The organism is Chryseobacterium glaciei (assembly GCF_001648155.1).
Classification (GTDB): domain Bacteria; phylum Bacteroidota; class Bacteroidia; order Flavobacteriales; family Weeksellaceae; genus Chryseobacterium; species Chryseobacterium glaciei.
Genome location: NZ_CP015199.1, coordinates 1,815,779 through 1,840,591, shown reverse-complemented (window position 1 = coordinate 1,840,591; position 24,813 = coordinate 1,815,779). Strand labels below are relative to the sequence as shown.

The following is a 24,813-nucleotide window of genomic DNA, read 5'->3' as shown; positions in this document are numbered from 1 at the left end:
TGTAATTAACCCAGTTTAGGCGGCTGCCAGATATCTTTTAAACCATCTGAAACATAAGGATCAGAATATTGAAATTGTAAATTTTCAGTAAGATTAAAATTCGAAAAGTCTAAAGATAACAAGCTTTTAGAAGATGTAATTTCTAAAAACGGTGCGCAAGACACGCAAAAAGTACAGCAGTCATCATTACAAGATGATTTACTTTCTTTAGAGTGATTTTCTTTGGATGAAGTGTGATGATTTTTACAGCAATCGTCTGATTTAGACTCTTTTTTGCAGCAAGTTTCCTGTGAAGCCTGAGCATAGAAATTATCCTTAGGAATCAAAAAAATCCCAAGGCAGAAAATGATCGTCAAAATCTGGACTAGCTTCACGAGTGCAAATTTACAAAAATTATGGTAAAGGATCTCCCACTTTTAGTGAACAACTGTGAAAAGGCTCACCATGAGGCGGATTCAGTTTTGGTTTTTCACCAACTGCAAGAGCCTGTTGAGGTGCCGGAGCCGGAGTAGATTGAACTACATTGGCTGGTGTCGTTTGCGGAGCAGGTTTGCTGTTTAAGGGCTGTCCAACAGGAATATCGCATCTATGTCCCTGTTCTCCATGTGGAGGATTCATTCCTGGCGCTGTTTTTACCTGTTTCTTGTCCGGAACAACGAATTGTCCTGCAGGTAAAGTATTCGGATCGATCTGAACCGCATTCGGAACGTTATTAACAGGTGTATTTTGAGCTGTCGGTGCAGGGTTGCTATTCAAAGGCTGTCCGACAGGAATGTCACATCTGTGACCCGGCTGTCCGTGGGCAGGATTAATTCCTGCTGCTACGGCAGTTGCGTTTTGGCTTGAAATTCCGGCCTGATCTAAAAGGGATGTTTGAGGTGCATTAGCAACTGCATTCGACTGAACGCTGGCTTCCTCTTCAATATATGTTGCGCTTTCATCTTTTTTACAAGAAACTGTCAATATCGAAATAGCAATTAATCCTAAAAATGTATTCTTCATATCCAAAATGGTATGAAACAAAATTAGCAAAACATTTTTAATTGTTTTGCTAATTTTATATTTATAATCTTAATCTGGAATTAATTCTTAACTAAAAGTCTGAATCCTTCTCCGTGAACGTTGATAATTTCCAATCCTTCGTCATCTTTTAATAATTTACGAAGTTTTGCGATGTAAACGTCCATACTTCTTGCGGTGAAGTAGTTTTCTTTTTTCCAGATCTTTCTTAATGCTAAGTCTCTCGGCATGAAGTCGTTTCTGTGGATGCAAAGAAGTTTCAACAATTCGTTTTCTTTTGGAGAAAGTTTGTATTCTTTATCACCAACTCTCAATTGTCTCAACATAGAATCAAAGAAAATATTGCTGATCTTGAATTGCTCCTGCTCTTCATTTTCCAATGTAGAACTTCTTTGAAGGATTGCTTTGATTTTATATAAAAGTAATTCAGTATCAAATGGTTTCGTGATGTAATCATCAGCTCCCAATTGATATCCTTTTAATATATCTTCTCTCATATTTCTTGCTGTCAAGAAAATGATTGGTGTATTTTTATCGATTTTTTTAACATCTTCTGCCAATGAAAACCCGTCTTTTTTAGGCATCATGACATCGAAAATACAGATATCGAATTCGTTTTCTGTAAATTCTTTTAATCCCTGTTCTCCATCTACAGCCAGCGTAACTTCAAAGTTATTGATCGTTAAATAATCCTTCAACACTGCGCCGAAACTCTGATCGTCCTCTACTAATAATATTCTGTTGCTCATAATTTCAAGTAATTAATAATTAATAAATTAAGAATGAACTAGCTATTCCTTCTTTTTTTGTAATATTTTGTTTTGTGATTTAATACTTATTTTTTTTAACTCATTGGAAGCTTGATCGTAAACGTGCTTCCCGATTCTTTCTCAGAATCTACAATAACCTGTCCTTTATGTAGTTCTACGATTTTCTTAACGTAAGAAAGTCCCAACCCTTGTCCTTTCACATTATGAATATTTCCGGTTTCTTCTCTAAAGAATTTGTCGAAAATTTTCGTTTTATTCTGGGTTTCCATTCCCATTCCTTTGTCGGAAATTTCAATGACGTAGAAATTGCCTTCATTTCTTGTTTTTACATGAATTTCAGGTGTTTCCGGAGAATATTTATTGGCATTGTCCAATAAATTCACCAACATATTTGAAATATGAAATTCATCAATTTTAAAAATATATTTCTCTGCGTTGAACTCTTGTGTCAATGAACCGTTTCTTTGTTTCACGATCAGGTTAAATGATTCTGTAGTTCTTTTGATTAATTCTCTTACGTTAGCTTCTTTTAGGAATAGATTTACCTCGTTTCTCTCCAGTTTAGACATGTTGAGAACGTTTTCTACCTGTTTTTTCATCCTCAGATTCTCCTGTTTAATCAATTCTGAATAATATTTAACCTTATCAGGATTGGTGGCAATTTTATCATTCGCTAAAGAGTCTGTTGCTACCGAAATTGTTGCTAAAGGAGTCTTGAATTCATGCGACATGTTGTTGATGAAGTCCGTTTTTACTTCAGCCAATTTTTTCTGTCTCATCATATAATTAATGGAAATAATATAAATTCCCAAAATCGTCAATAACGAAAGGAAAGTCCCCAAAAGCATCGGCCAGTTATTCATCGCCAAAGAATATTCTTTTTTAGGAAAAACTAAAGCCAAAGAATATAAGGTACGGTCTTTATTGTCTGTAAAAAGAGGGTAGCTGTAAGGCGTATTGTCTTTTTTGTCTTTATAGTCTTTGTTGACTATGCTCGTAAGTTTATTGTTTTTATCCGTAATTCCGTAACCAAATTTTGCGGAAATTCCTCTAATTTTAAGCTCTTTTGAAATAATAGAATCCAGCACTTTGTCATCAACTCTTTTGGTGATGGGTAAATTATTCCCATAAATTTTCGCAAATTCTTTTATGGTATAATCTCCATTTTCAATTTCATTATTAAGTTCTGAGGTAAGCTGTTGAGGTTTTGTGGTATCCCTTTTTATTTTATAGGCAGCTTCATCGCTGTAAAGTGTTGTCCATTTTATTGAATCTCCACTTTGAGAGATCGGAAGCTGGCTTCTTTCAATAATATTTTTAGAATAAATAATTTGTCTCTGAGTACCAGAATCTTCAACCTGCTGAATGGTGGTTAAAGAAGGCTGTTTATTGTTGGCAAGAATATTATTTCGAAAGTTTTTATTATTCTCGTTCATGTATTTTTCTATCTCAATTTCGGTAACGCTTTTGGCGGTACTTTCTAAGGTAGAAAATACTTTACTTGTAAAATCTTGCTCTAGGACATTATAATATCTTTTCAACCAATAAAATTGGAGCGTAACAAAGACAATCAGTGAGATCGTCATAAACACTGAAATTATTGGGATGAATTTATTATTCATTATTTTATTTTAAAAATTTTGGAATTATGAATGTTAAAATTAATTATTTTAAGACTTCATAAACAAAAAACGAGCCAAAAAATTGTGTAATTTTTCTTAAAACCACGTTTTTTAACATTTTATTATAAATTTTTAAATACTTGTCATAGGAAAAGCCTTGTGAGAGAATAATATATTAAGTTTGTTAAAAATAATTACTTATGAAATCTAATATCGTTTTTAACAAAGATTTTGATTCTAATACAGTGTATGTAATGAAAATTTTTAATGCAGATGTGTCAAAAGTATGGGATTATTTTACAAAATCAGAATTATTGGATCAATGGTGGGCTCCAAAACCATGGAAGTGTGAAACAAAAGAACAGGATTTTAAGGAAGGTAGAATTTGGCTGTACTCAATGGTTGGCCCGGAAGGAGAGAAGCATTATGCACAGGTAAAATATGGCGAAATCACGGAGCATCGTAGTTTTGATGGAACAGATGCTTTCTGTGATGAAAATGGCAATATTAATCAAGATTTTGGGCAATCAAAATGGCTGTTTGGATTTACAGGGGTAGAAGAAGGTGCAAAAGTGACTGTCAATATTCATTTTGCATCTCCGGAAGGTATAAAACAGCAGTTGGAAATGGGTTTTGAAGAAGGTTTCAAAATGGGCTTGAATCAGCTTGAGGAAATTTTAAAATAATTTGAACCATTAAGATTTAGTTAAGTTGTTAAGAGTATTAAGCTTGCTTCGTGTAAGACTTAAAGATCAAAATGATTTTCTTAATTAAACTTAACTCCTAAATTGACCTTAATGGTTTAAAATAAAAAAACGGAAAGCTAATACTTTCCGTTTTTATTTATATCAATTCTTCATCCTGAAAATATTGAATAACCGCTTTTTTCATAAGCAATGATTGCTCATTGGGCTTTAATTCCGGCAGTCCTTCCAATTTTTCAAAATGAGGCCATCCGTCTTCGTAATGCGTGAATTTATAATAACCAAATGGCTCTAATAATCTGCAAACAGCAATATGAAGAATGTTTAATTTATCGTCTTTCGTATATTTTTGTTGACCACTTCCAAGTTCCTGAAGACCAATCAGAAATAATATCGTCTCGATTGGCGGATTTTTTTCAGTCTCAAAGTTGTCCTCGAAAAATTGTTCTACTTTTTTCCAGTATTCAGATTCGTTAATCATCCTTTTTCGTTTTCTAATTTTAACAAGAAGGCATATTCTAGTGCGTCTTCTTTTAATGATTCAAATCTTCCGCTTGCACCTCCGTGACCTGAACTCATGTCGGTTTTGAATAGCAAAAGATTGTTGTCAGTTTTTAATTCTCTTAATTTCGCAGTCCATTTTGCAGGCTCCCAATATTGAACCTGAGAATCGTGCAGACCTGTAGTAATCAGCATATGAGGATATTCTTTTGCTTCTACGTTATCGTAAGGCGAATAATCTTTCATGTATTGATAATATTCTTTGTCGTTTGGATTTCCCCATTCGTCATATTCTCCGGTTGTTAATGGAATCGTTTCATCCAACATCGTTGTCACAACATCCACAAAAGGAACCTGAGAAACAATTCCGTTGAAAAGTTTCGGCTCGTAATTGATAACCGCTCCAACCAATAATCCACCTGCGCTTCCGCCCATGGCGTATAAATGCTTTGATGAAGTATAGTTTTCTTTAATTAAATATTTCCCTGCGTCAATAAAATCGAAGAATGTGTTTTTCTTAAACAGCATTTTTCCGTCTTCGTACCATTCTCTTCCTAGATATTCTCCACCTCGTATATGAGCGATCGCGTAAATGAAACCTCTATCTAAAATTGATAATCTCACATTCGAGAAACTTGCATCAACTGTGTGTCCGTAACTTCCATAACCATATAGAAGTACGGGAGTATCAGCTGTTTTTTTCGTGTCTTTATGATAAACTAAAGAAATTGGAACTTTTGTTTCCCCATCTCTTGAATCTGCCCAAATTCTCTCAGAAATATAATTTTCAGCAATGAATTTTCCTCCCAAAACTTCCTGTTGCTTCAACAGTTTTGTTGTTTTGTCTTTAAGGTTATATTCGTAAGTTGCATTTGGTTGTATAAGCGAGGTATAACCGTAACGTAAAACTTCGGTGTCAAATTCTAAATTGGTTCCGATGTAAGCGGTGTAAGTTGGATCCGAGAAAGGAAGATAATAAGATTCGTTTGTTTTCTCTTCGATGATTTTTATCTGTAAAAGACCTCTTTCTCTTTCTTCGAGAATAAGATAATCTTTAAATATTTCAAAACCTTCCAATAGAACTTCTGCGCGGTGCGGAATTACGTCTACCCAGTTTTCCATTCCACAATTATCGATTTTTGCTTTTACAATTTTAAAATTGATCGCGTCGTCGGCATTGGTGATAATGTAAAATTCATCTTCATAATGTTCTACAGAATATTCAAGATCATCGATTCTTGACTGAATCATTTTCCATTCTGCAAAAACATCATCAGCAGGAATAAAACGGTGTTCATCTGAAATCGTGCTTGAACTCGCCAGGAAAATATATTCCAATGATTTTGTCTTGAAAACATTCACATCAAAAGTATCATCCTCTTCATGGAAAATTAAAATATCTTCCGAAGGTTCTGTTCCTAATTTATGTCTGTACACTTGAAATGCACGTAAACTATCATCTTTTCTGATATAAAAAACATGTTCGTTATCATTCGCCCAAACAGCTTTACCTGTTGTGTTTTCTATTTTATCAGAAAGAATTTCTTCTGTTTCTAGGTTTTTGAAATTAATGTCATAAATTCTTCTTCCAACATTATCGGACGAAAAGGACATTAATTTATTATTCGGACTTACGGCAACGCTTCCTACTTCGAAAAATGTTTCGCCTTCTGCAAGTACATTTACATCAAGAATAATTTCTTCTGTATTGTCTAAACTTTTATGTTTTCTGCAAAAAATAGGATATTCTTTTCCTTCTTCATAACGTACAATGTACCAATATTCGTTGAAGAAATAGGGTAGAGACTCATCGTCTTTTTTGTAGCGGGCTTTCATTTCTTCGTAAAGCTCTTCTTGAAGCTCTTCGGTGTCCTTCATCATAAACTCTTCGTAAGCGTTTTCTTCTTCAAGATATTTTATGACTTCGGGATTTTCTCTTTCATTGAGCCAGAAATAATTGTCAGTTCTTTTATCTCCGTGTATTTCTAGTGTTTTTTCTATTTTTTTTGCCTGTGGAGCTTCCATTCAATATTAATTCTTGTTCAAATTTAGTTAAAAAAAAGCCATCTTTCCTTTAATTGAAAAGACGGCTGATTTATATTTTATAGTAAAAGCTATTTATGAAGCGCTTTAATGTATTTTTCAAGGGCCATTGTCATGGATGGCGTTTCTTTTGTAGGCGCCATTAAATCTACTCTTAATCCTGCTTCTTCGGCTGCTGCTAATGTTGTGTTACCGAAAACACCGATATTAGTTTCGTCCTGTTTGAATTCAGGGAAATTTTGTTGTAAAGATTTAATTCCTTGTGGACTAAAGAAGATCAACATGTCGTAATCTTTAATCGTAATATCCGTTAAATCACTGCAAACTGTTCTGTACATGATCGCTCTTGTCCAATCTACGTTTGAGGTATCTAAAGTTTTAATGATATCCGGACTTAAAACATCTGAAGAAGGTAATAGATACTTCTCAGTAGGGAATTTCTTGAAAAGCGGAGCCAAGTCTGAGAAGTTTTTCTCCCCAAAACTGATCTTTCTTTTTCTGTACACAATATGCTTTTGAAGATAGTTGGCAACTGCTTCGGACTGGCAGATGTATCTCATCGTATCTGGTACGCTGAAACGCAATTCTTCTGCAAGTCTGAAATAGTGATCAATCGCATTTTTGCTGGTAAAAATAATTCCAGTGTATTGCGTTAGATCTATCTTCTGTGTTCTAAGTTCTTTGTTGTCAACTCCTTCGACGTGGATAAAAGGGCGGAAGTCAATCTTTATTTTTTCCTTCTTCGCTATTTCCAAATATGGAGAAGACTCACTAGGCGCTGGTTGAGAAACCAATATAGACTTTATTCTCATCATTGACATTTATTAAAAAAATAATAGTTTCCAAAGCAACAATAAAGGTGCGATTTGGAGGGTGCAAATATACAAAAATTTATAATACCATTTTTCAGGTAAAACATTGTTCTTGTGAAATAAATAGAAAAAAACTTTGAAAATGAATACAAAAGAAAAGAAGAACAAATAGTATAAAAACATTTTATTTCTGTCAATAGGGAAATAGTAGTGGGTTACACATAAAATTATTAATAAAAATGACAAAACGAAATAAAATTTGGTGGAGGTAAAATAAAAAACCAGCCATTTTTTACCATCACCTATGCTTTGATAAAAAACAAACCCTAAAGTCGTTTTTATGAAATAAAATAGAATAACTATTGTTAAACTATATCCAAATTTATTCAATTGATACCCCAAAACACTCAGATCGGCAACATATTTAGGTACAATCGGAATATATTGAGAGATTAAAACTGCCAAAGTAAGAGCCATTACACAGGACGTAATGATCCAACTCGGAAGGTTATTGCTTGCGTCAAAATATTTTTGAAGCAAAAAGTCTTTTAGGTTGGCGCCTCTTTCTATGATATTCATCATAAATAGGTATAAAAATATACAACCCAACAATATAAAGATTACCCAATCGTTGTTCTCAGGTATTCTTACATTATTAATAAAATTTTGTGATAACGGCAAAGGAATGTTTTTTGCAAAATTATAGATTATTTTGTATAAAATAAAAAGGTTAAATAAACTATCTTTGCAAATTGAAATGAAAAAACTCGTCATCATCCCAACTTATAATGAAAAGGAAAATATAGAAAGTATAATTTCCGCGGTTTTTGCGTTGGAAGATGACTTTCATATTTTGGTGGTGGATGACTCGTCTCCGGACGGAACTTCCAACATTGTAAAAGATCTTCAGAAGAAGTTTCCTCACACTTTACATTTGTCGATAAGACATGTGAAAGACGGTTTGGGAAAGGCCTATATTCACGGGTTTAAATGGGCAATTCAAAACAATTATGATTATATTTTTGAAATGGATGCCGATTTTTCTCACAATCCAAGTGATCTTCCTAAATTGTTTGAAGCTTGTTTAAATGCAGATATGGCGATCGGTTCCCGTTATTCAAAAGGAGTAAATGTGGTAAACTGGCCAATGGGAAGAGTTTTACTTTCTTATTTTGCTTCGAAATATGTGAGGTTTGTTTTAGGACTTCCGATTCATGATACAACAGCAGGTTTTGTCTGTTTTTCAAGAAAAGTTTTAGAAGAGATAGGATTGGATAATGTTAGATTAAAAGGGTACGGATTTCAGATCGAAATGAAATTCAGAGCTTTTAAAAAAGGCTATAAAATTGTAGAAGTACCTATTATTTTTACAAACAGAATATTGGGAGAAAGCAAAATGAATGGAGGAATCATTCATGAAGCGGTTTTTGGTGTTTTAAATTTAAAGTGGAAATCATTAATCAACAGATTATGAAAAAGCTGATCTTCATTTTCGTTTTATCATGCATATTTTCATGCAGTGATTATGTAGATAAACCAAAGAACTTGGTGGATAAAGATACGATGGCCGAGATTCTTGCTGACCTGTCAATCAACGATCAGGCAACTTTCATGTATCAGAATAAAAATCTGGAGGCCGGAACAAGATATATCCTTAAAGCTCACAACATAAAATCTACAGATTTTGTTGAAAGTTTTAAATATTATGTTGTAAAAGACCAGATGAAGGGTATCGCAGACGATGCTCAGAAAAAACTGTTGGAAAAAGATCCAAAAGCGGATCAATATATAAAAGACAAATTAAAAAAAGATGGTAATGTACCGTCTTTTGCAAGATAACAATGCAGAAACGTATTCCATTAGGCAAAATAAAACGGCCAATGGCGATGATTTAAAAGTATACGAATGAAATTTTTTAATATAGAAAAAACCTCTGAAGGTAAGGCAAGAGCAGGAGAACTTATGACCGATCACGGTAAAGTGCAAACACCTATTTTTATGCCTGTGGGAACTGTTGCGAGTGTGAAAACAGTCCACCAAAGAGAATTAAAAGAAGACATTAAAGCTCAAATTATTCTGGGCAATACCTATCATTTATACCTTCGTCCCGGCATGGAAACGATGCAGAATGCGGGAGGTTTACATAAATTCATGAACTGGGATCTTCCTATTCTTACGGATTCGGGAGGTTTTCAGGTTTTTTCCCTTTCAGGAAGCAGAAAAATGTCTGAGGAAGGGGTGAAATTCAAGTCTCACATCGATGGAAGTTATCATTTATTCACTCCGGAAAAATCTATGGAAATCCAAAGACAGATCGGTGCAGATATTTTTATGGCTTTTGATGAATGTGTTGCTTATCCAAGTGGATACAATCAGGTAAAAGCTTCCATGGAAATGACGCATCGTTGGTTAAAAAGATGTATCGATTGGAATGAACAAAATCCAGAATTATACGGCCACAAACAAAGATTTTTCCCTATCGTTCAGGGTTCTACCTATTCAGATTTAAGAAAAATTTCAGCGGAAGTAATTTCGGAAGCAGGTGCAGAAGGAAATGCAATTGGCGGACTTTCCGTTGGTGAGCCTGAAGATGAATTGTACAGAATTACCGATGAGGTTACCGATATTTTACCAAAAGATAAACCAAGATATTTAATGGGAGTTGGTACTCCGTGGAATATTCTGGAATCCATTGGTTTAGGAATTGATATGATGGATTGTGTAATGCCTACAAGAAACGCCAGAAACGCAATGTTGTTCACTTGGCAAGGTGTTATGAACATGAAAAATGAAAAATGGAAGAACGATTTTTCGCCTTTGGATGAATTTGGGACGAGTTTTGTAGATAAAGAATATTCAAAAGCGTATGTGCGCCATTTGTTTGTTTCTAAAGAATATTTAGGAAAACAAATCGCATCAATTCATAACTTGGCATTTTATTTAGATTTGGTAAAAGTGGCGAGAGAACATATTGTTGCAGGAGATTTCTATCAATGGAAAAATTCTGTAGTTCCGATTCTTAGACAAAGATTGTAAGAAAAGGAGTCCCAAAGGGACGACTTACCAGAGAATAGGATGAAATCCTATTAAATTAAATTGCAAAAACGCATTAAAAAAAAGAAAATAATGCTTAAAATTATAGACCGATATATCATTAAAAAATACCTTGGGACTTTCAGTTTCATGTTGATATTGCTGTCTGTAGTAGTTTTGGTAATCGATGTTCAGCAGAAAATTCCGAGAATTGAAAATGCTAAACTTATAGATCCAAAATTAGATTTAACCTATTTTCTTATTCATTTTTATCCTTTCTGGATCATCAACTTGGTCATGACTTTCCTGTCCATTTTGGTGTTTATTTCTGTGATTTATTTCACATCCAGAATGGCAAATAATACGGAAATTGTTGCCATTATCAGTAGTGGAGCAAGCTTTCACAGGTTTGCAAAGCCGTACTTAATTACGTCTCTGTTTATTGCTTGTTTGTCGTTGGTAATCAATCATTTTGTGCTTCCTTGGGCGAATATTCAGAAAAATCAGCTTGAGGCATACACTTATAATGCGAGGAATAAAGAGAAAGTTTTGGGTACAGCTCCGGTTTCCGCGCAATTAAGCAGAACGGAATATATTTTTGTTAATTCCTGGAACAAAGGAGAAAAAAGAGGTTCCGGTTTTGTCTTTCAAAAATTTGATAAGAATAGAAAGATGACTTACGAACTTAAAGCTTCTGATGTGCTTTGGGACAAGGTTAAAAAACAATTTGTTTTAAGTAATTATTTCGAAAAAACAATCAATAAAGACGATACCGAAAAACTAGGAAACGGCCCTGAATTAAGAAAAAGCTTCGGGCACAATCCTGACGAACTTTTCCCGAATGAATTGTTGGGTCAGAATAAAACAACGCCCGAACTTCTGAAATTCATCCAAAGAGAAACAGAAAAAGGGAACAGTAACCTGAATGCCCATCTTAATGAGCTTCATCAGAGGACTTCAATGCCTATTTCCATTGTTATTTTAACTTTCTTGGCGCTATCTTTATCTTCTCAAAAGAAAAGAGGAGGATTGGGAATTAACTTAGCAATAGGAATTTCCTTAGCCTTCTTATTTGTGTTTTCATTCGAAGCTTTAAAGGTTGTTTCGGAAAATAAAAGTATGTCACCGGCTTTGGCCATGTGGTTTCCGAACATCATCTTCTTCCCGATTGCATTGTATTTATACCTGAAAAGAGCGAATCAGTAAAGCAGTTTTATTTCCTTATGATAAAAAGATTTTAATCCGTCATTTTCAAGATCGATATATAACTCACCTTTTTCATCGGCATATTTTATAATGCCATTTTGTCTCTCTCCATTAATTTCAAAAACTGAAATTTCATCTTTTCGGAATAGATTTTCATTAAATTGATCCATTATTTCCTGTTCAGACGGAATGTTTTTTAATCTTTCAATTAAGAATTTATGATAGTTTTCCGTGAATTCTTTTAAGTCAAATCGTATCCCAGTTTGGGTTAGAAGTGATCCGGCCTTCGAAATGTCATCAAATTCTTCCTGCAAAATATTAATACCCGATCCAATAATATAATAATTGCTTTGGTTGATTTTTTTCTTCTCAATTAAAATTCCGACGATTTTTTTATTTTTAAGGATGATGTCGTTCGGCCATTTTATTTTCACTATATTTTCAGTCAAATTGGCAAGGAAATCCCTGATGGCAATTGCGGTATAATAATTGAACAAAAAATCAGTAAGCGTGAAATTTTCGGCTTTAGCGGCTAAAGTGTAAGCTAAATTTTTTTCAGCTGTTGAAATCCACGTATTTCCATACTGTCCGCGACCTCTTGTCTGGTTGAAAGTATGAAGACCAATAAAATCCGAATTATCATAAAGTAAATACTGAGATATTTCGTCATTAGTAGAAAGAGACTCTTTTTGATAGAATAGTTGACCCATTAAGAAAACTTTAAGACTTTAAAAGGCTAAAAGTAAGGCTAAAGTAAAAGAAAAACAATAAATTTGCAGATTATAGATATTTTAATGAATAAAACAGCAGAAAAGCAGGCACTAATAGATAAAATTGTTGAAGCCATCCAAGACGTAAAGGGTGAAGATATCATGATTTTTGATCTTTCAAAAATTGAGAACTCTGTAGCAGAGACTTTTATAATTTGTAGCGGAAACTCAAACACACAGGTATCTGCATTGGCAGGAAGTGTTGAGAAAAAAGTGAGAAACGATCTTCAGGATAGGCCTTGGCATGTAGAAGGTACCGAAAACTCTATGTGGGTTTTGGTAGATTACGTTACCGTAGTGGTTCATATTTTCCAGAAAGAAACTCGTGAGTATTATGACATTGAGGAACTTTGGGGAGATGCCGCAATCACAAAAATTGAATATGAATATTAAATTTTAAAAAGTATAAATGAACAATAAAGGATTTAACTGGTTTTTTCCGATTGCGATCATAGCTCTTTTGTTATTCTTCGGTTCCAATTTTTTAGGAGGCGATAGTGCAAAATCTATTGATGAAGATGGTTTCTTCAGAGAATTGCAGACGGGGAAAGTTCAGAACATTATTATATACAAAGACACCGAAAAGGCTGATATTTTCTTAACTAAAGCTGCAAAAACAGCAATGGTAAGTAAAGAAGCCAAAGACAACAATCCGTTATCAGGTTTTGAGATGGCTCCAAAAGCAGATTATTCTGTGAAATATGGAGATCTTCAACTTTTCCTTCAAAAATTTGAACAGGTAAAAGCAACAAATCCGGCGATTAAAACGACTAAAGATTACGGCGCGGGAAAAAACCCGTTCATGGATATCTTATTTTCAGCTTTGATCTGGATCGCGATTTTAGGATTATTCTATTTCCTTCTTTTCAGAAAGATGGGGGGTGGCGGAGGCCCTGGCGGACAAATCTTCTCTATCGGTAAGTCTAAAGCTAAACTTTTCGACGAAAAAGAAAGAATTCAGGTAACATTTAAAGATGTTGCAGGATTGGAAGGAGCAAAAGAAGAAGTACAGGAAGTGGTAGACTTCTTGAAAAATTCTGAAAAATATACAAAACTGGGAGGTAAAATTCCGAAAGGAGTTCTATTAGTAGGTCCTCCGGGAACAGGGAAAACATTATTGGCTAAAGCTGTTGCAGGTGAAGCTAAGGTTCCGTTCTTCTCGCTTTCAGGTTCTGATTTTGTTGAAATGTTTGTAGGAGTAGGTGCTTCAAGAGTTAGAGATTTGTTTGCTCAGGCAAAAGCAAAATCTCCGGCAATCATCTTTATTGATGAGATTGATGCTATCGGACGTGCAAGAGGTAAAAACAATTTCTCAGGCGGAAACGACGAAAGAGAAAATACATTGAACCAACTTCTTACAGAAATGGACGGATTTGGAACAGATGTGAACGTAATCGTAATGGCTGCAACCAACAGAGCTGATATCTTAGATAAAGCCTTGATGAGAGCAGGTCGTTTTGACCGTTCTATTTATGTAGACCTTCCGGAATTACACGAAAGAAGAGAGATTTTTGATGTTCATTTGCTTAAAATTAAGCTTGATGATACAGTTGACAGAGATTTCTTAGCAAAACAAACTCCTGGATTCAGTGGAGCGGATATTGCTAACGTTTGTAACGAAGCGGCATTGATCGCAGCTAGAAATAGTCATACTTCAGTTACAAAACAGGATTTCCTTGATGCTGTAGACAGAATCATCGGAGGTCTTGAGAAGAAAAATATGGCGATCAAACCTTCAGAAAAGAAGAGAGTTGCTTATCATGAAGCTGGTCACGCTACAATCTCTTGGTTAGTAGAGCATGCAGCTCCATTGTTAAAAGTAACGATTGTACCGAGAGGACGTTCTTTAGGAGCAGCTTGGTATCTTCCTGAGGAAAGACAATTGACAACGACTGAACAGATGTTGGACGAATTATGTGCAACGTTAGGAGGTAGAGCAGCAGAGCAGGTTATTTTCAACAATATTTCAACAGGTGCATTATCTGACTTGGAAAGTGTAACGAAAAGAGCTCAGGCAATGGTTACTGTGTATGGATTAAGTCCAAATATCGGTAACATTTCTTACTACGATAGTTTAGGCCAGTCTGAATATAACTTCGGTAAACCATATTCTGAGGAAACAGCTAATAAAATTGATGTTGAGATAAAATCAATTATTGAAAATCAATATCAGAGAGCAGTTCAGATTCTTACTGAGAATAAAGATAAGCTTGATGCTTTGGCGAATAAACTTTTAGAAAAAGAAGTGATATTCCGTGAAGACCTTGAGGACATCTTCGGAAAAAGAGCATGGGATCCTGAGTTAACAGAAAGACCTGTTACAAGCACGATCGCAGCAGCGAAAGAACCGAATGAGGAAATCATTATCAAAGACAAAGAAGAGGGAAGTGAAATTCAGGCTCCAGAAAGCCCGACTCAACTTTAAAATACTTCAAAAAACATATTACAAAAACCTGACAACACAAAATTGTCAGGTTTTTTCATATTTAAGGGTACATTTTTAGAATCTATTGTAATTAATTTTCTATTTTTGTATAAAGTTGACTAAAAATAAATTAAGTTGAGTTTATTCAAGAGAATTGTAAGCAAACTTACCAACCAACCTGAGGAAGAAGACAAACAGAGTTTGGAGAAACTAGGGGACTCGCTTAAAAATGCGGATCTCGACTATAAGTTTGCGCAATTATTTACGCATTCCGGAGGCTTTTTCAATTACTGTGCAGATGAAGCGGAAGCTCTACAGACTTTAAATCAAATTGTAAAGATAGAAGGGATCAACAATATGTTTTGTTGGGATAAAGAACTTCAGAATTTTCTGAATGTTGTGAAAACTCCTTATACTTCAGATTTTGAGCATTCCAATGATGCGGCTTTCATCACCTGTGAGTATCTTATTGCTTACGATGGAAGAATCATGCTTTCTCACAATAATATCCTGCACTATCATTCTTCAAGACTGCCGAATAAGATCATTATTATGGCCAATGTATCACAGATCGTGAATAATCTTAATGATGCTATGGGGAAAATTAAAAGGAACGGAAATATTAAAAACCTTACTTCCATCAGCGGAAATCAGTCAAAATTAGATACTTCTTCTAATGCCAATACAAAACTGTTTTTATTGCTGCTTGAAGATTAGCATCAACTTCTAAAATTTAAATCTTGGACAAAAATCTTATTCAAAGAACCCTTTCCGGAATTGTTTACGTTGCAGTTATCATTCTTTGTACAACTCCGCTTGGAGCTCAATTGATCAACAGTATTTCTCCGGATCTCGTTAAACAGCAATATTTATATTACGGTTTGATCTCTTTTCTAATGATCGTAGGATCGTGGGAATGTGTGAAGATCATGAAATTTGGAAACGGATATGAAAAATGGGTGGTATTTCCTGTTATCCTTGTTATTTTTTACATGTTTTCCAAGAGATATTTCTACCACGACTTTTATTTTAATTTCAGACTGAGCGAAATATTGGCTCTTGCCTTGATTTTAATAGCTGTTATTACTTTATTTAAATATGCCAACGAATTGTACTTCGATAGCGGAAAACTGATTTTTACAGTCATTTACGTGGCTCTTCCGTTTAGTTTTGCATTAGGTTTACCAAAGTTCTCGACTTACGATAATACATTCTCTTTAGAAGTTCTTTTCTTATTTGTTCTGATATGGAGCAGCGATACTTTTGCGTACTTAACAGGAAAGTTCTTCGGAAAACATAAAATGGCTCCCAAAATCTCTCCTAAAAAGACTTGGGAAGGATATATTGGTGGAGTAGTATTAACTTTAGTTTTATCATACTTCATCGAACATTATCAGCCGGAGCTTAGAGGAAATTGGATGGTTGTTGGATTTTTGGTGGCTGCATTTGCACCATTAGGAGACTTGGTAGAAAGCCAACTGAAAAGAAATTTCGGTGTAAAAGACAGCGGAAACATCCTTCCGGGGCATGGTGGCGTATTAGATAGGCTTGATAGTTTTTTAATTTGCGCACCTGTCGTATATTTGTACTTTATTTTAGAAAAATTTATTTAATCTCATGAAATTACATAAGGAGTCAAAAGGGACGATCACTGTAGCAACGATACTATTTATTATTATTAGTGTGTTGGCTATTTATTTTCTTAAAATGTGGTCACTACTGATCATTATGCCATTATTGATTGTTTACAGTTTGGTATTTTGGTTCTTCAGAGTTCCGAACCGTGACATTTTGGAACACAGAGAGAACGTTATTGCTCCTGTTGACGGGAAAGTAGTAATGATCAAAGAAGTAGACGAAGACGAGTTTATCAAAGGGAAAGCTATTCAGGTTTCCATCTTTATGTCACCTTTGAATGTTCATATCTGTAGATATCCGGTTTCTGGAAAAGTGATTTACAAAAAATATCACCCGGGAAAATATCTTGTTGCATGGCACGAGAAATCTTCTACAGAAAATGAAAGAACGACCGTTGCTGTTGAAAGTATGACGAACCATAAAGTAGTTTTCAGACAGATCGCAGGATATGTGGCTAGAAGAATCGTTTTCTATTGTAATGAAGGAGATCAGGCGAAAGCTGGACATGAATTCGGTTTCATCAAATTCGGTTCAAGAATGGATGTTTTCTTGCCTTTAGATACGGAAATCACATGTAAGATCGGAGATATCACAAAAGGTGGATTGGATGTTATTGCAAGAATGAAAGATTAAGATTTAATCAAAAAAATATATATAAGACTGTTTCGAGAGGAGCGGTCTTTTTTTGTTTAAACACAAATGACGCAAATTTTTTCACGAATGAACACGAATTCGAATTGTAATAAGAATTTTAAACGTAATATTTTTCATCAATAGGAACGGGCTTTAGCCCGTTTAACAATTAAACCAAAATAGCCAAAACTTAATAACACAAAGTAGCTTAAAGTTCTAAATCCTAAGCCCTAATATACTGTTTAACATCATCAATCAACCTCAAAATCAGCTCCACAGGTAAATCCTCTTCCATATCAATTAAAAGGATTTTAAACTTCTTTCTGCCTTCCTGAATCAATTCCGGATGCTCGAGCCTGTCACCGTGGTAAAAACTTACATAATGCTTCTGATGTTTTTTGCTGTAATATAGATAACACAGCATTTTCTTTTTAAACTTAAAAAATGGAAGCCCAAAACTCAATGTTTCAGTAATATTTTCTGTGTCAGATTCTAATATTTTTTTCCTTAAAAAAAGAAGAGTACTTCTTTCAGGCTCTTTAATTCTGTAGAAGTACTCTTGTATTGGGTTCATTTTAAATATAATTTAAAAAGATTTAATCAAAATTTTGAAGCTCAACAAGTTTGTGATAAACACCTCTCTTTGCAATAAGCTCGTGGTGGCTTCCTTGTTCTACGATGTCGCCTTTCTCCATTACTACAATCCAGTCGGCTTTTTGAATGGTTGAAAGTCTGTGTGCAATAACCAAAGAAGTTCTGTTTTCCATCATTTTTTCTAAAGCATCTTGAACAAATTTTTCAGATTCTGTATCCAAAGCTGAAGTTGCTTCATCCAAAATCATGATTGGTGGGTTTTTAAGAACTGCTCTTGCGATAGAAACTCTTTGTTTTTGACCTCCGGAAAGCTTTCCGCCATCATCTCCGATATTGGTGTCGTATCCATTAGGAAGCTGCGTGATGAAAGCGTCTGCGTTGGCAATCTTAGCAGCATTAATTACTTCTTCTTTCGTTGCATCCGGCTTACCCATCAAAATGTTATTGAAAACAGAATCATTGAATAATACTGATTCCTGAGTTACCATTCCCAACAGTTTTCTGTATTCCTGTAATTTTAAATGTTTAATGCTAACGCCATCAATTAAAATTTCACCTTCAGAAACATCGTAAAATCTTGCTAAAAGATTGGCAATGGTCGTTTTTCCACTTCCACTTTGTCCAACCAAAGCAACCGTTTTCCCTTTCGGGATGGTTAAGTTGAAATTTTTAAGAATTAAATTATCTTTATCATAATAGAATCCGATGTCTTTAAACTCGATATTTTGTTGAAGTGTAGTAATTGAAACGGGTTCTGCTACTTCTTCGATTTTCACATCTGCATCCAGAATTTCCAATACTCTTTTAAGAGAAGCTTCTCCTTTCTGAACGTTAGAAATAGACGTTGATAAACTTTTTACAGGAGGTAAAATTTGGAAGAAAATACCTAAAAACACAAGGAAATCAGCTGGTGAAATACTTTGCTCTACAATGATTTGTTTTCCTCCGTACCAAGCGATGATTAAGAATGTAATTGATCCTAAAAATTCGCTCATTGGCGATGCCAGTTCTTTTTTTCTGCCTAATCTTATTGAGCTGGATATCCATTTTTGCATTGACTGCATAAAACGATTATCCATTATTTTTTCAGCATTAAAAATCTTAATGACTTTTGATGATTTCAAGGTTTCATCTACAATGGAAAATATAGTTCCCATTTCGTTTTGAGCTTCGTGTGAGTCTTTTTTAAGGCTTTTCCCAACCAAAGCGATCATTGTTCCCATTACAGGCAAAACCAATAAAGAGAAAAGGGTCATTTCTGTACTTAAGAAAAATAAAGTAACCAGCGTACTGATTAGCATGAATGGAGCATTAATAAGCTCAACTAAACTTCCTAAAATATTACCTTCAACTTCGCCTACATCGTTAGACATACGAGACATAAGGTCTCCTTTTCTGCTTTCTGTAAAAAATGAAACGGGTAAAGAAAGTATTTTGCGGTACATAGCGCCACGAAGATCTTTGGTAACGCCGACACGATAATTAATCAATAAAAACGATCCCAAATATCGAAATACGTTTCTCAATAAAAAAGTAAAAGCCGTAATAACACACAACCATGCAAGTACTGTCAACGCACCATGATCCGTGACTAATTTTTGTACATAATAATTAGAATATTCTTTTAAATAAGTGAAAAGATCTAAGATATCTCCCGAATAGATGGGAGCAGATTCGTATTTCTCAGGCTTTATGGTGCCAAAAAGCATTCCCAAAACCGGTAAAATAGTTCCTAAAGAAGCTATTTGAAATACAGAATATAATATGTTGAAAAATAAACTTCCGTAGATATATTTTTGGTGCGGCCTCGCGAACTTTAGTATTTTTTTATATTCGTTCATTCAATGAAAAATTGGATAGCAAAATTAATTAAAATATAATGATAAGACGTTCTAAATCCTATTTTACTTTAAGTAATATGTCCCAATAGAATCTTTTTTGTTACAGCGTGATTTTGTTAAAATCTATATTTAAAAGAAAGAGTACTACTTTTATAGGGTAACACTCTTTTATTTTTTATTAAAACTTTACTTTATCGTTATATTTTGGTGCGAAATTCTTAGGACTCAATTTTTCCAAAGTCTTCCCAAAATTATTGATTATTTGGCCCATATTATCAAAATCAACAATGCTTACATCATCATTCACTTGGTGATAATGTTTAATTTTCGTCATATCAGCTGTTGAGATTGAGTGAGCAATAATTTTTTTCTTAACAAAGTTCACATTATCCGATCTGTAAAATAATTGTTCTGAAGCGTAAGGATCAGCGTTGATTTTTAATCCGTTCACTGCACTTTTATTGAAAAGCTCATCAAGATCAGAAAACTCATCACCCGTCATGAAAACTGCATTTTTCCCGAATTGAGACTCTGTAGCCACCATTTCAAAATTGAAAAGAGCATATAAGTTATTGTAAATTTTATCTAAATTTTTATCATCAGCAATCGCTGTAGAACCTAACATTCCTTTTTCTTCTCCATTAAATGCCATGAAAACCATAGAGAATTCAGGCTTTTTGTTTTTGAAATAATCTGAAATTCCAACTAAAGTTGTGATTCCGCTTGCATCATCATCAGCTCCGTTATAGATGTTATCTCCACTTTTATTGTTCATTCCAATGTGATCAAAATGTCCTGAGAAACCTAGATATTTATCTGTTTTTCCTTTTTGAACTCCACAAACATTATAAACAGTTTTTCCTTTATAAGTAAATGGAACCAGATAAGAATTTCCTGTACAGTATTCTAAATTATTTTCTTTGAAAAGCTTGGCGATATAATTTGCTGCATTTTCATTTTCAGGAGTTCCGATTTCACGGCCTTTCATTTCGTCTGATGCCAACGTTGAAATTACGGTATTTATTCTTTCCTTAGAAACTTCCTGAGCGAAAGTAAATGCTGAGAAAAGGGATAGAGTAAGATAAGCTAGTTTTTTCATGAATAGATAATTTTAATAATCTGTCGCAATTTAAAATAAAATGTTGCAATAAATCTTATTAAATTTTTTGCAAACTTCTTTTATCGCAAGGATAGACAAAGATTTTCTTTAATTCTCTGTTTTTTAAGATAAACTAAGGCGTAAACTTATCAGAGTAATACAATCGGATAATTATTTTGTCTTTCAAAAATAGGCGAAGCGGCTTTGTTTTTCTTTTAAAATATTCAATAATAAAAAGACTTTGTTTAGCCTTGTGATAAATTAATATAATAAAAACATAAAAAAACAGCTCCCAAGGGAAGCTGTTCTTACTCAAAAAATCGTTGTTTCGGTTATCGAAGTCTGTCTACAGATTTCACGAGCCTCTCATCTTTGCGGATATAAATGTTTGCAATAAGCAGACAGATAATCGCAATCAAAGGAAAAATCGGCTCAATACCCTTCTCAGGAAGTTGAATTCCTCCGGGTAAGTTTAGTATCCAGTACGCCAATACACCAATCAACAAAACGTTTATAATGATGCTGATATGATTAAGCAAAATTTGTCTTTTTCTGTTTTTAAAGCTAAATACACTTAGTAATCCAACCAAAACAAGTACCACACTACCAATATTTATCACAGGAATACTGCCGAAAACGGCAACATCTTGTCCTGTAACGAACAGAAACACAGCAGCTAAAACTGCCAGAAAAACCCATATAGTCTGTATTCTTTGTAGCATTGAATATTTAATTCTAGGCAAAAGTAGCATAAATTTTGCACAATTCAAAAATAAGTGTAGATTTGCATTATACAATGTACTTGAAAACAATAGTCACCGGACTTACTTTTCTTACTCACAATTAATTACATTTTTACATTAAATATGTTTAACATAGAAACGTTAAGGTCAAAATCCGTAACGGAACTGACTAAAATCTTAAAGGATTTGGGCGTTAAAGTTGCAAGAAACAGCAATGAGAATGATAAAATCTTTGCAGTTCTTGATTTTCAGGCTTCTAACCCTAAAGTTGCAAAAGATTATTTCAACGCCACAGAAAGCAGTATGAATACTGAAGAAAATCCGCCAGAGAAAGAAGCGAAAGCTCCTGTAAAAAAGGCTGCTCCGAAAAGGACGCCAAAACCAAAGCCTGAGGCAAAAGCTCCGGTAGAAACAAAACCAAAAGAAGAAGAAAAAGCTGTTGAAAAAGAGATTGTTTCCGAAGAAGTAACACCTCAAGCTCCAAAAGCTGAAACTGCAAATGATGATGCAGCGGCAAAGGCAGAAGCTGCAAGGAAAAAAAGAAAAAGACTTCCTACAAATACAAGTAATGTAGAAAGTCCTGTTCAGGAAAAACCTCAAGCTCCTAAAAACACAGAACCTCAGGAATCTGCTCCAGCAGCAGAAGAAAAGCCTAGCAACCCTCAACAACAACCGCAGGCAAGACCTCAAAAAGGACAAAACCATCCACAGAACAGTGGAAACCAACATAAAAATCAAAACCCGAACCAAGGTCAGAGCTCAAATCAAAATCCTAATCAGGGACAGGCTCAAAACCCTAACCAAGGGCAAAACCAGAATCAAAACCAAAACCAACATTCGAATCAAAACCAGAACCCTAATCAAAATCAAAACAGGAATTCTGACAGAAACGAAGATCATCAGGAACACCATAGAAAGGAGTTCAACTTTGATGGAATGGTTAGTATTGAAGGGGTTTTAGAGATATTACCGGATAACTACGGATTTTTACGTTCTTCAGATTTTAGCTATATTTCTTCTCCGGATGATGTATATGTTTCTACTGCACAGATCAGAAATTTCGGGTTGAAAACTGGTGATACGGTAAGAGGTATTGTAAGACTTCCAAAAGAAGGTGAAAAATACTTTTCTTTATTAAAACCAGTAGAAGTGAACGGCCGTGATCTTGCATTTATTAAAGATCGTGTTGCTTTTGAATATTTAACTCCACTTTTTCCTGAAGAGAAATTCAACTTGGCAGGAGATAACTCTACAATGTCTACAAGAATTGTTGATTTATTTGCACCAATCGGGAAGGGACAAAGAGCAATGATCGTTGCACAGCCGAAAACCGGTAAAACGATGTTGTTGAAAGATATTGCTAATTCTATCGCATCCAATCACCCGGAAGTATATATGATGGTTCTTTTGATCGACGAACGTCCTGAAGAAGTTACCGATATGGAAAGAAGTGTAAATGCAGAAGTTATTGCATCTACATTTGATGAAGCGGCAGATAAACACGTAAAAGTTGCCAACCTTGTTTTAGCGAAAGCTCAGAGAATGGTTGAATGCGGACATGATGTTGTGATTTTATTAGACTCAATTACAAGATTAGCAAGAGCTTACAATACGGTAACGCCTGCTTCTGGTAAAGTTCTTTCTGGAGGTGTTGATGCGAATGCTCTTCACAAGCCGAAAAGATTCTTCGGAGCGGCAAGAAAAATTGAAGGTGGTGGATCTTTAACGATTATTGCAACAGCACTTATCGATACAGGTTCTAAAATGGATGAAGTTATTTTTGAAGAATTCAAAGGTACCGGAAACATGGAACTTCAATTAGACAGAAAAATTGCTAACAGAAGAATTTATCCTGCTATTGATCTTATTTCTTCCAGTACAAGAAGAGATGATCTATTGCTAGATGAGGTTACTTCTCAGAGAATGTGGATCTTCAGAAAATATCTTTCTGAAATGAATCCTATTGAAGCAATGGAATTTGTAAATAAAAACATCAGAGGAACTTTAAATAATGAAGAGTTCTTGATGTCCATGAATAAATAATTTAATTTAATATTGTTAAATGAGAAGCACAGGTTTTATATCTGTGCTTTTTGTTTTGATTTTTTCTAAACTTAAATTTTTTAATTAAAACTATTATAGAATCTAGTCTATCAATGTTAAAGATTTATTAAAATAATCCCCAATTTTTGATAACCGGTCATTTATTGGCTAACTTTGAATTATAACATTAAAAATAAAATTATGTCATTTGAATTACCAAAATTAGGATATGCTTACGATGCATTAGAGCCAACTATTGATGCAAAAACTATGGAGATTCACCATACAAAACATCACCAAGCATATATCGACAATTTAAATAAAGCAATCGAAGGTACAGAATTAGCTGGAAAAACGATCGAAGAGATCTGCCAGACTGGAACTGACAAGCCTGCAGTAAGAAATAACGGTGGAGGTCACTTCAACCACTCTTTATTCTGGGAAGTTTTAACTCCAGGAGGAAGCAATGAGCCTGTAGGAAATGTAAAAGCTGCTATCGAAGCTTACGGTGGTCTTGAAAAATTCAAAACTGATTTTTCTGAAGCTGCTAAAACAAGATTCGGATCTGGATGGGCTTGGTTAGTTAAGAATGCTGACGGTTCTGTTTCTGTTTCTTCTACTCCAAACCAAGACAACCCATTAATGCCTGTTGCAGACGTTAAAGGAACTCCGGTTTTAGGATTAGACGTTTGGGAGCACGCTTATTATTTAAACTACCAAAACAGAAGGCCTGATTATGTTTCAGCGTTTTTCTCTGTTGTAAACTGGGATAAAGTTGAGGAATTATTCAACAAATAATCTTCAGACTATATAAAAATAAAAGGTTCAGAAAATTCTGAACCTTTTTTATTGTCTTATAGCATCACTTCCGGAAAGTCCGTTCATGCGTAATCCGTATTTCCAATTTACATAAGCGAAAACCTGGTATAATTTATATTCGAATTTCAAGCCATAATTTTCTTTCGGATCATAATCTATGGAAGATTCAATTACATTTCGATATCTTCCTGAAGTGTAATAGGAATTCCATTCACTAACCAGAAAAGTATTTTTAGTTTTTAAATATGATTCTGAATATTGACTTATCGGTTTTGCAACTGCGCTCAGGAAATAATCAAATTGGGTATCTATTACTGTAAGGTCCCATTCACCATCATCATTCTTTTCAGCTTTCATTTCTGATTTTTCTTTATCGCTCTTAGGATGATTTGCTTGTGCTGAACAACTAAAAGGAATAGATATGATGAATAATAGTAGAATTAAATTTTTCATATTCATAAAGTTACACAAAAAAAGCACCCGAATCGAGTGCTTTA

The 24,813-nt window shown here is 34.3% G+C and carries 26 protein-coding genes; 12 read left to right on the top strand and 14 right to left on the bottom strand.

Features of this window, described 5'->3' with window-relative positions:
* Positions 1 to 5: 5 nt before the first annotated feature.
* From A0O34_RS08175 to A0O34_RS08160, 4 genes are all read right to left on the bottom strand, one after another.
* Positions 6 to 374 carry a hypothetical protein gene (locus tag A0O34_RS08175; protein ID WP_066753603.1) on the bottom strand — a complete coding sequence of 123 codons (369 nt, stop codon included), beginning with the start codon at positions 372 to 374 and terminating at the stop codon, positions 6 to 8.
* 19 nt (positions 375 to 393) lie between these two features.
* Complete coding sequence (locus A0O34_RS08170) at positions 394 to 1,002, bottom strand: hypothetical protein (protein ID WP_066753601.1); 609 nt, start codon at positions 1,000 to 1,002, stop codon at positions 394 to 396.
* Between the two features lie 80 nt (positions 1,003 to 1,082).
* Positions 1,083 to 1,769, bottom strand: a complete 687-nt coding sequence (locus A0O34_RS08165) for a response regulator transcription factor (RefSeq protein WP_066753598.1) — start codon at positions 1,767 to 1,769, stop codon at positions 1,083 to 1,085.
* Positions 1,770 to 1,864: 95 nt separating this feature from the next.
* Positions 1,865 to 3,412: a sensor histidine kinase gene (locus A0O34_RS08160; protein ID WP_066753593.1), complete on the bottom strand. Its 1,548-nt coding sequence runs from the start codon at positions 3,410 to 3,412 to the stop codon at positions 1,865 to 1,867.
* 200 nt (positions 3,413 to 3,612) lie between these two features.
* On the opposite strand from A0O34_RS08160, the gene A0O34_RS08155 reads away from it, so the two are divergent.
* Positions 3,613 to 4,098, top strand: coding sequence for an SRPBCC family protein (locus tag A0O34_RS08155; protein WP_066753588.1), 486 nt, complete (start codon positions 3,613 to 3,615; stop codon positions 4,096 to 4,098).
* Between the two features lie 157 nt (positions 4,099 to 4,255).
* On the opposite strand, the gene A0O34_RS08150 is transcribed toward A0O34_RS08155, so the two are convergent.
* The 4 genes from A0O34_RS08150 to A0O34_RS08135 form a co-directional block, all read right to left on the bottom strand.
* Positions 4,256 to 4,597 (bottom strand): hypothetical protein, encoded by a 342-nt coding sequence (locus tag A0O34_RS08150; protein WP_066753586.1) that lies wholly within the window; start codon positions 4,595 to 4,597, stop codon positions 4,256 to 4,258.
* Positions 4,594 to 6,642 (bottom strand): S9 family peptidase, encoded by a 2,049-nt coding sequence (locus tag A0O34_RS08145; RefSeq protein ID WP_066753583.1) that lies wholly within the window; start codon positions 6,640 to 6,642, stop codon positions 4,594 to 4,596. The genes A0O34_RS08150 and A0O34_RS08145 overlap by 4 nt, the downstream gene beginning before the upstream one ends.
* Positions 6,643 to 6,731: 89 nt before the next feature.
* Complete coding sequence (locus A0O34_RS08140; RefSeq protein WP_066759579.1) at positions 6,732 to 7,472, bottom strand: uroporphyrinogen-III synthase; 741 nt, start codon at positions 7,470 to 7,472, stop codon at positions 6,732 to 6,734.
* A gap of 12 nt (positions 7,473 to 7,484) precedes the next feature.
* Complete coding sequence (locus tag A0O34_RS08135; RefSeq protein WP_236848498.1) at positions 7,485 to 8,051, bottom strand: DUF4271 domain-containing protein; 567 nt, start codon at positions 8,049 to 8,051, stop codon at positions 7,485 to 7,487.
* Between the two features lie 178 nt (positions 8,052 to 8,229).
* Here A0O34_RS08135 and A0O34_RS08130 point away from each other — a divergent pair, with 178 nt between their 5' ends.
* The 4 genes from A0O34_RS08130 to A0O34_RS08115 all read left to right on the top strand — a co-directional run bounded on the left by A0O34_RS08130 (position 8,230) and on the right by A0O34_RS08115 (position 11,711).
* Positions 8,230 to 8,946: a polyprenol monophosphomannose synthase gene (locus tag A0O34_RS08130; protein ID WP_066753575.1), complete on the top strand. Its 717-nt coding sequence runs from the start codon at positions 8,230 to 8,232 to the stop codon at positions 8,944 to 8,946.
* Positions 8,943 to 9,311, top strand: coding sequence for a DUF4296 domain-containing protein (locus A0O34_RS08125; RefSeq protein ID WP_066753574.1), 369 nt, complete (start codon positions 8,943 to 8,945; stop codon positions 9,309 to 9,311). Before A0O34_RS08130 ends, A0O34_RS08125 begins: the two co-directional genes overlap by 4 nt.
* Positions 9,312 to 9,377: 66 nt before the next feature.
* Positions 9,378 to 10,508, top strand: coding sequence for a tRNA guanosine(34) transglycosylase Tgt (tgt, locus tag A0O34_RS08120; protein ID WP_066753573.1), 1,131 nt, complete (start codon positions 9,378 to 9,380; stop codon positions 10,506 to 10,508).
* A 90-nt stretch (positions 10,509 to 10,598) separates the two neighbouring features.
* Entirely contained in the window at positions 10,599 to 11,711 is a 1,113-nt protein-coding gene (locus tag A0O34_RS08115; protein WP_066753572.1) for an LptF/LptG family permease, read from the top strand.
* Here the strand turns inward: A0O34_RS08115 and A0O34_RS08110 are convergent.
* Complete coding sequence (locus A0O34_RS08110; protein ID WP_066753571.1) at positions 11,705 to 12,421, bottom strand: biotin--[acetyl-CoA-carboxylase] ligase; 717 nt, start codon at positions 12,419 to 12,421, stop codon at positions 11,705 to 11,707. The two genes, A0O34_RS08115 and A0O34_RS08110, sit on opposite strands and share 7 nt — an antisense overlap.
* A gap of 84 nt (positions 12,422 to 12,505) precedes the next feature.
* Between A0O34_RS08110 and rsfS the strand changes: the two genes are divergently transcribed.
* The 5 genes from rsfS (at position 12,506) to A0O34_RS08085 (ending at position 17,177) form a co-directional block, all read left to right on the top strand.
* Positions 12,506 to 12,874, top strand: a complete 369-nt coding sequence (rsfS, locus tag A0O34_RS08105) for a ribosome silencing factor (protein WP_066753570.1) — start codon at positions 12,506 to 12,508, stop codon at positions 12,872 to 12,874.
* Between the two features lie 16 nt (positions 12,875 to 12,890).
* Positions 12,891 to 14,906, top strand: a complete 2,016-nt coding sequence (ftsH, locus tag A0O34_RS08100; RefSeq protein ID WP_066753568.1) for an ATP-dependent zinc metalloprotease FtsH — start codon at positions 12,891 to 12,893, stop codon at positions 14,904 to 14,906.
* Between the two features lie 135 nt (positions 14,907 to 15,041).
* Positions 15,042 to 15,623: an LUD domain-containing protein gene (locus A0O34_RS08095; RefSeq protein ID WP_066753565.1), complete on the top strand. Its 582-nt coding sequence runs from the start codon at positions 15,042 to 15,044 to the stop codon at positions 15,621 to 15,623.
* 23 nt (positions 15,624 to 15,646) lie between these two features.
* On the top strand, positions 15,647 to 16,519 hold the full coding sequence (locus A0O34_RS08090) for a phosphatidate cytidylyltransferase (protein WP_066753564.1): 873 nt from the start codon (positions 15,647 to 15,649) through the stop codon (positions 16,517 to 16,519).
* 4 nt (positions 16,520 to 16,523) lie between these two features.
* Positions 16,524 to 17,177: a phosphatidylserine decarboxylase family protein gene (locus tag A0O34_RS08085; protein ID WP_066753563.1), complete on the top strand. Its 654-nt coding sequence runs from the start codon at positions 16,524 to 16,526 to the stop codon at positions 17,175 to 17,177.
* A gap of 223 nt (positions 17,178 to 17,400) precedes the next feature.
* Here the strand turns inward: A0O34_RS08085 and A0O34_RS08080 are convergent, their stop codons facing one another.
* The 4 genes from A0O34_RS08080 to A0O34_RS08065 form a co-directional block, all read right to left on the bottom strand.
* A complete protein-coding gene (locus tag A0O34_RS08080; RefSeq protein WP_066753558.1) occupies positions 17,401 to 17,751 on the bottom strand; it encodes a DUF1801 domain-containing protein in 351 nt (116 codons plus the stop codon).
* Positions 17,752 to 17,773: 22 nt separating this feature from the next.
* Positions 17,774 to 19,612 (bottom strand): ABC transporter ATP-binding protein, encoded by a 1,839-nt coding sequence (locus A0O34_RS08075; RefSeq protein ID WP_066753554.1) that lies wholly within the window; start codon positions 19,610 to 19,612, stop codon positions 17,774 to 17,776.
* Between the two features lie 178 nt (positions 19,613 to 19,790).
* A complete protein-coding gene (locus tag A0O34_RS08070; protein WP_066753552.1) occupies positions 19,791 to 20,711 on the bottom strand; it encodes a M28 family peptidase in 921 nt (306 codons plus the stop codon).
* A 332-nt stretch (positions 20,712 to 21,043) separates the two neighbouring features.
* A complete protein-coding gene (locus tag A0O34_RS08065; protein ID WP_066753550.1) occupies positions 21,044 to 21,433 on the bottom strand; it encodes a DUF4293 family protein in 390 nt (129 codons plus the stop codon).
* A gap of 144 nt (positions 21,434 to 21,577) precedes the next feature.
* Between A0O34_RS08065 and rho the strand changes: the two genes are divergently transcribed.
* A complete protein-coding gene (rho, locus tag A0O34_RS08060; RefSeq protein WP_066753546.1) occupies positions 21,578 to 23,497 on the top strand; it encodes a transcription termination factor Rho in 1,920 nt (639 codons plus the stop codon).
* Positions 23,498 to 23,698: 201 nt separating this feature from the next.
* Positions 23,699 to 24,295 (top strand): superoxide dismutase, encoded by a 597-nt coding sequence (locus tag A0O34_RS08055; RefSeq protein ID WP_066753545.1) that lies wholly within the window; start codon positions 23,699 to 23,701, stop codon positions 24,293 to 24,295.
* 48 nt (positions 24,296 to 24,343) lie between these two features.
* On the opposite strand, the gene A0O34_RS08050 is transcribed toward A0O34_RS08055, so the two are convergent.
* Positions 24,344 to 24,769: a DUF6146 family protein gene (locus A0O34_RS08050; RefSeq protein ID WP_066753542.1), complete on the bottom strand. Its 426-nt coding sequence runs from the start codon at positions 24,767 to 24,769 to the stop codon at positions 24,344 to 24,346.
* Positions 24,770 to 24,813 lie beyond the last annotated feature (44 nt).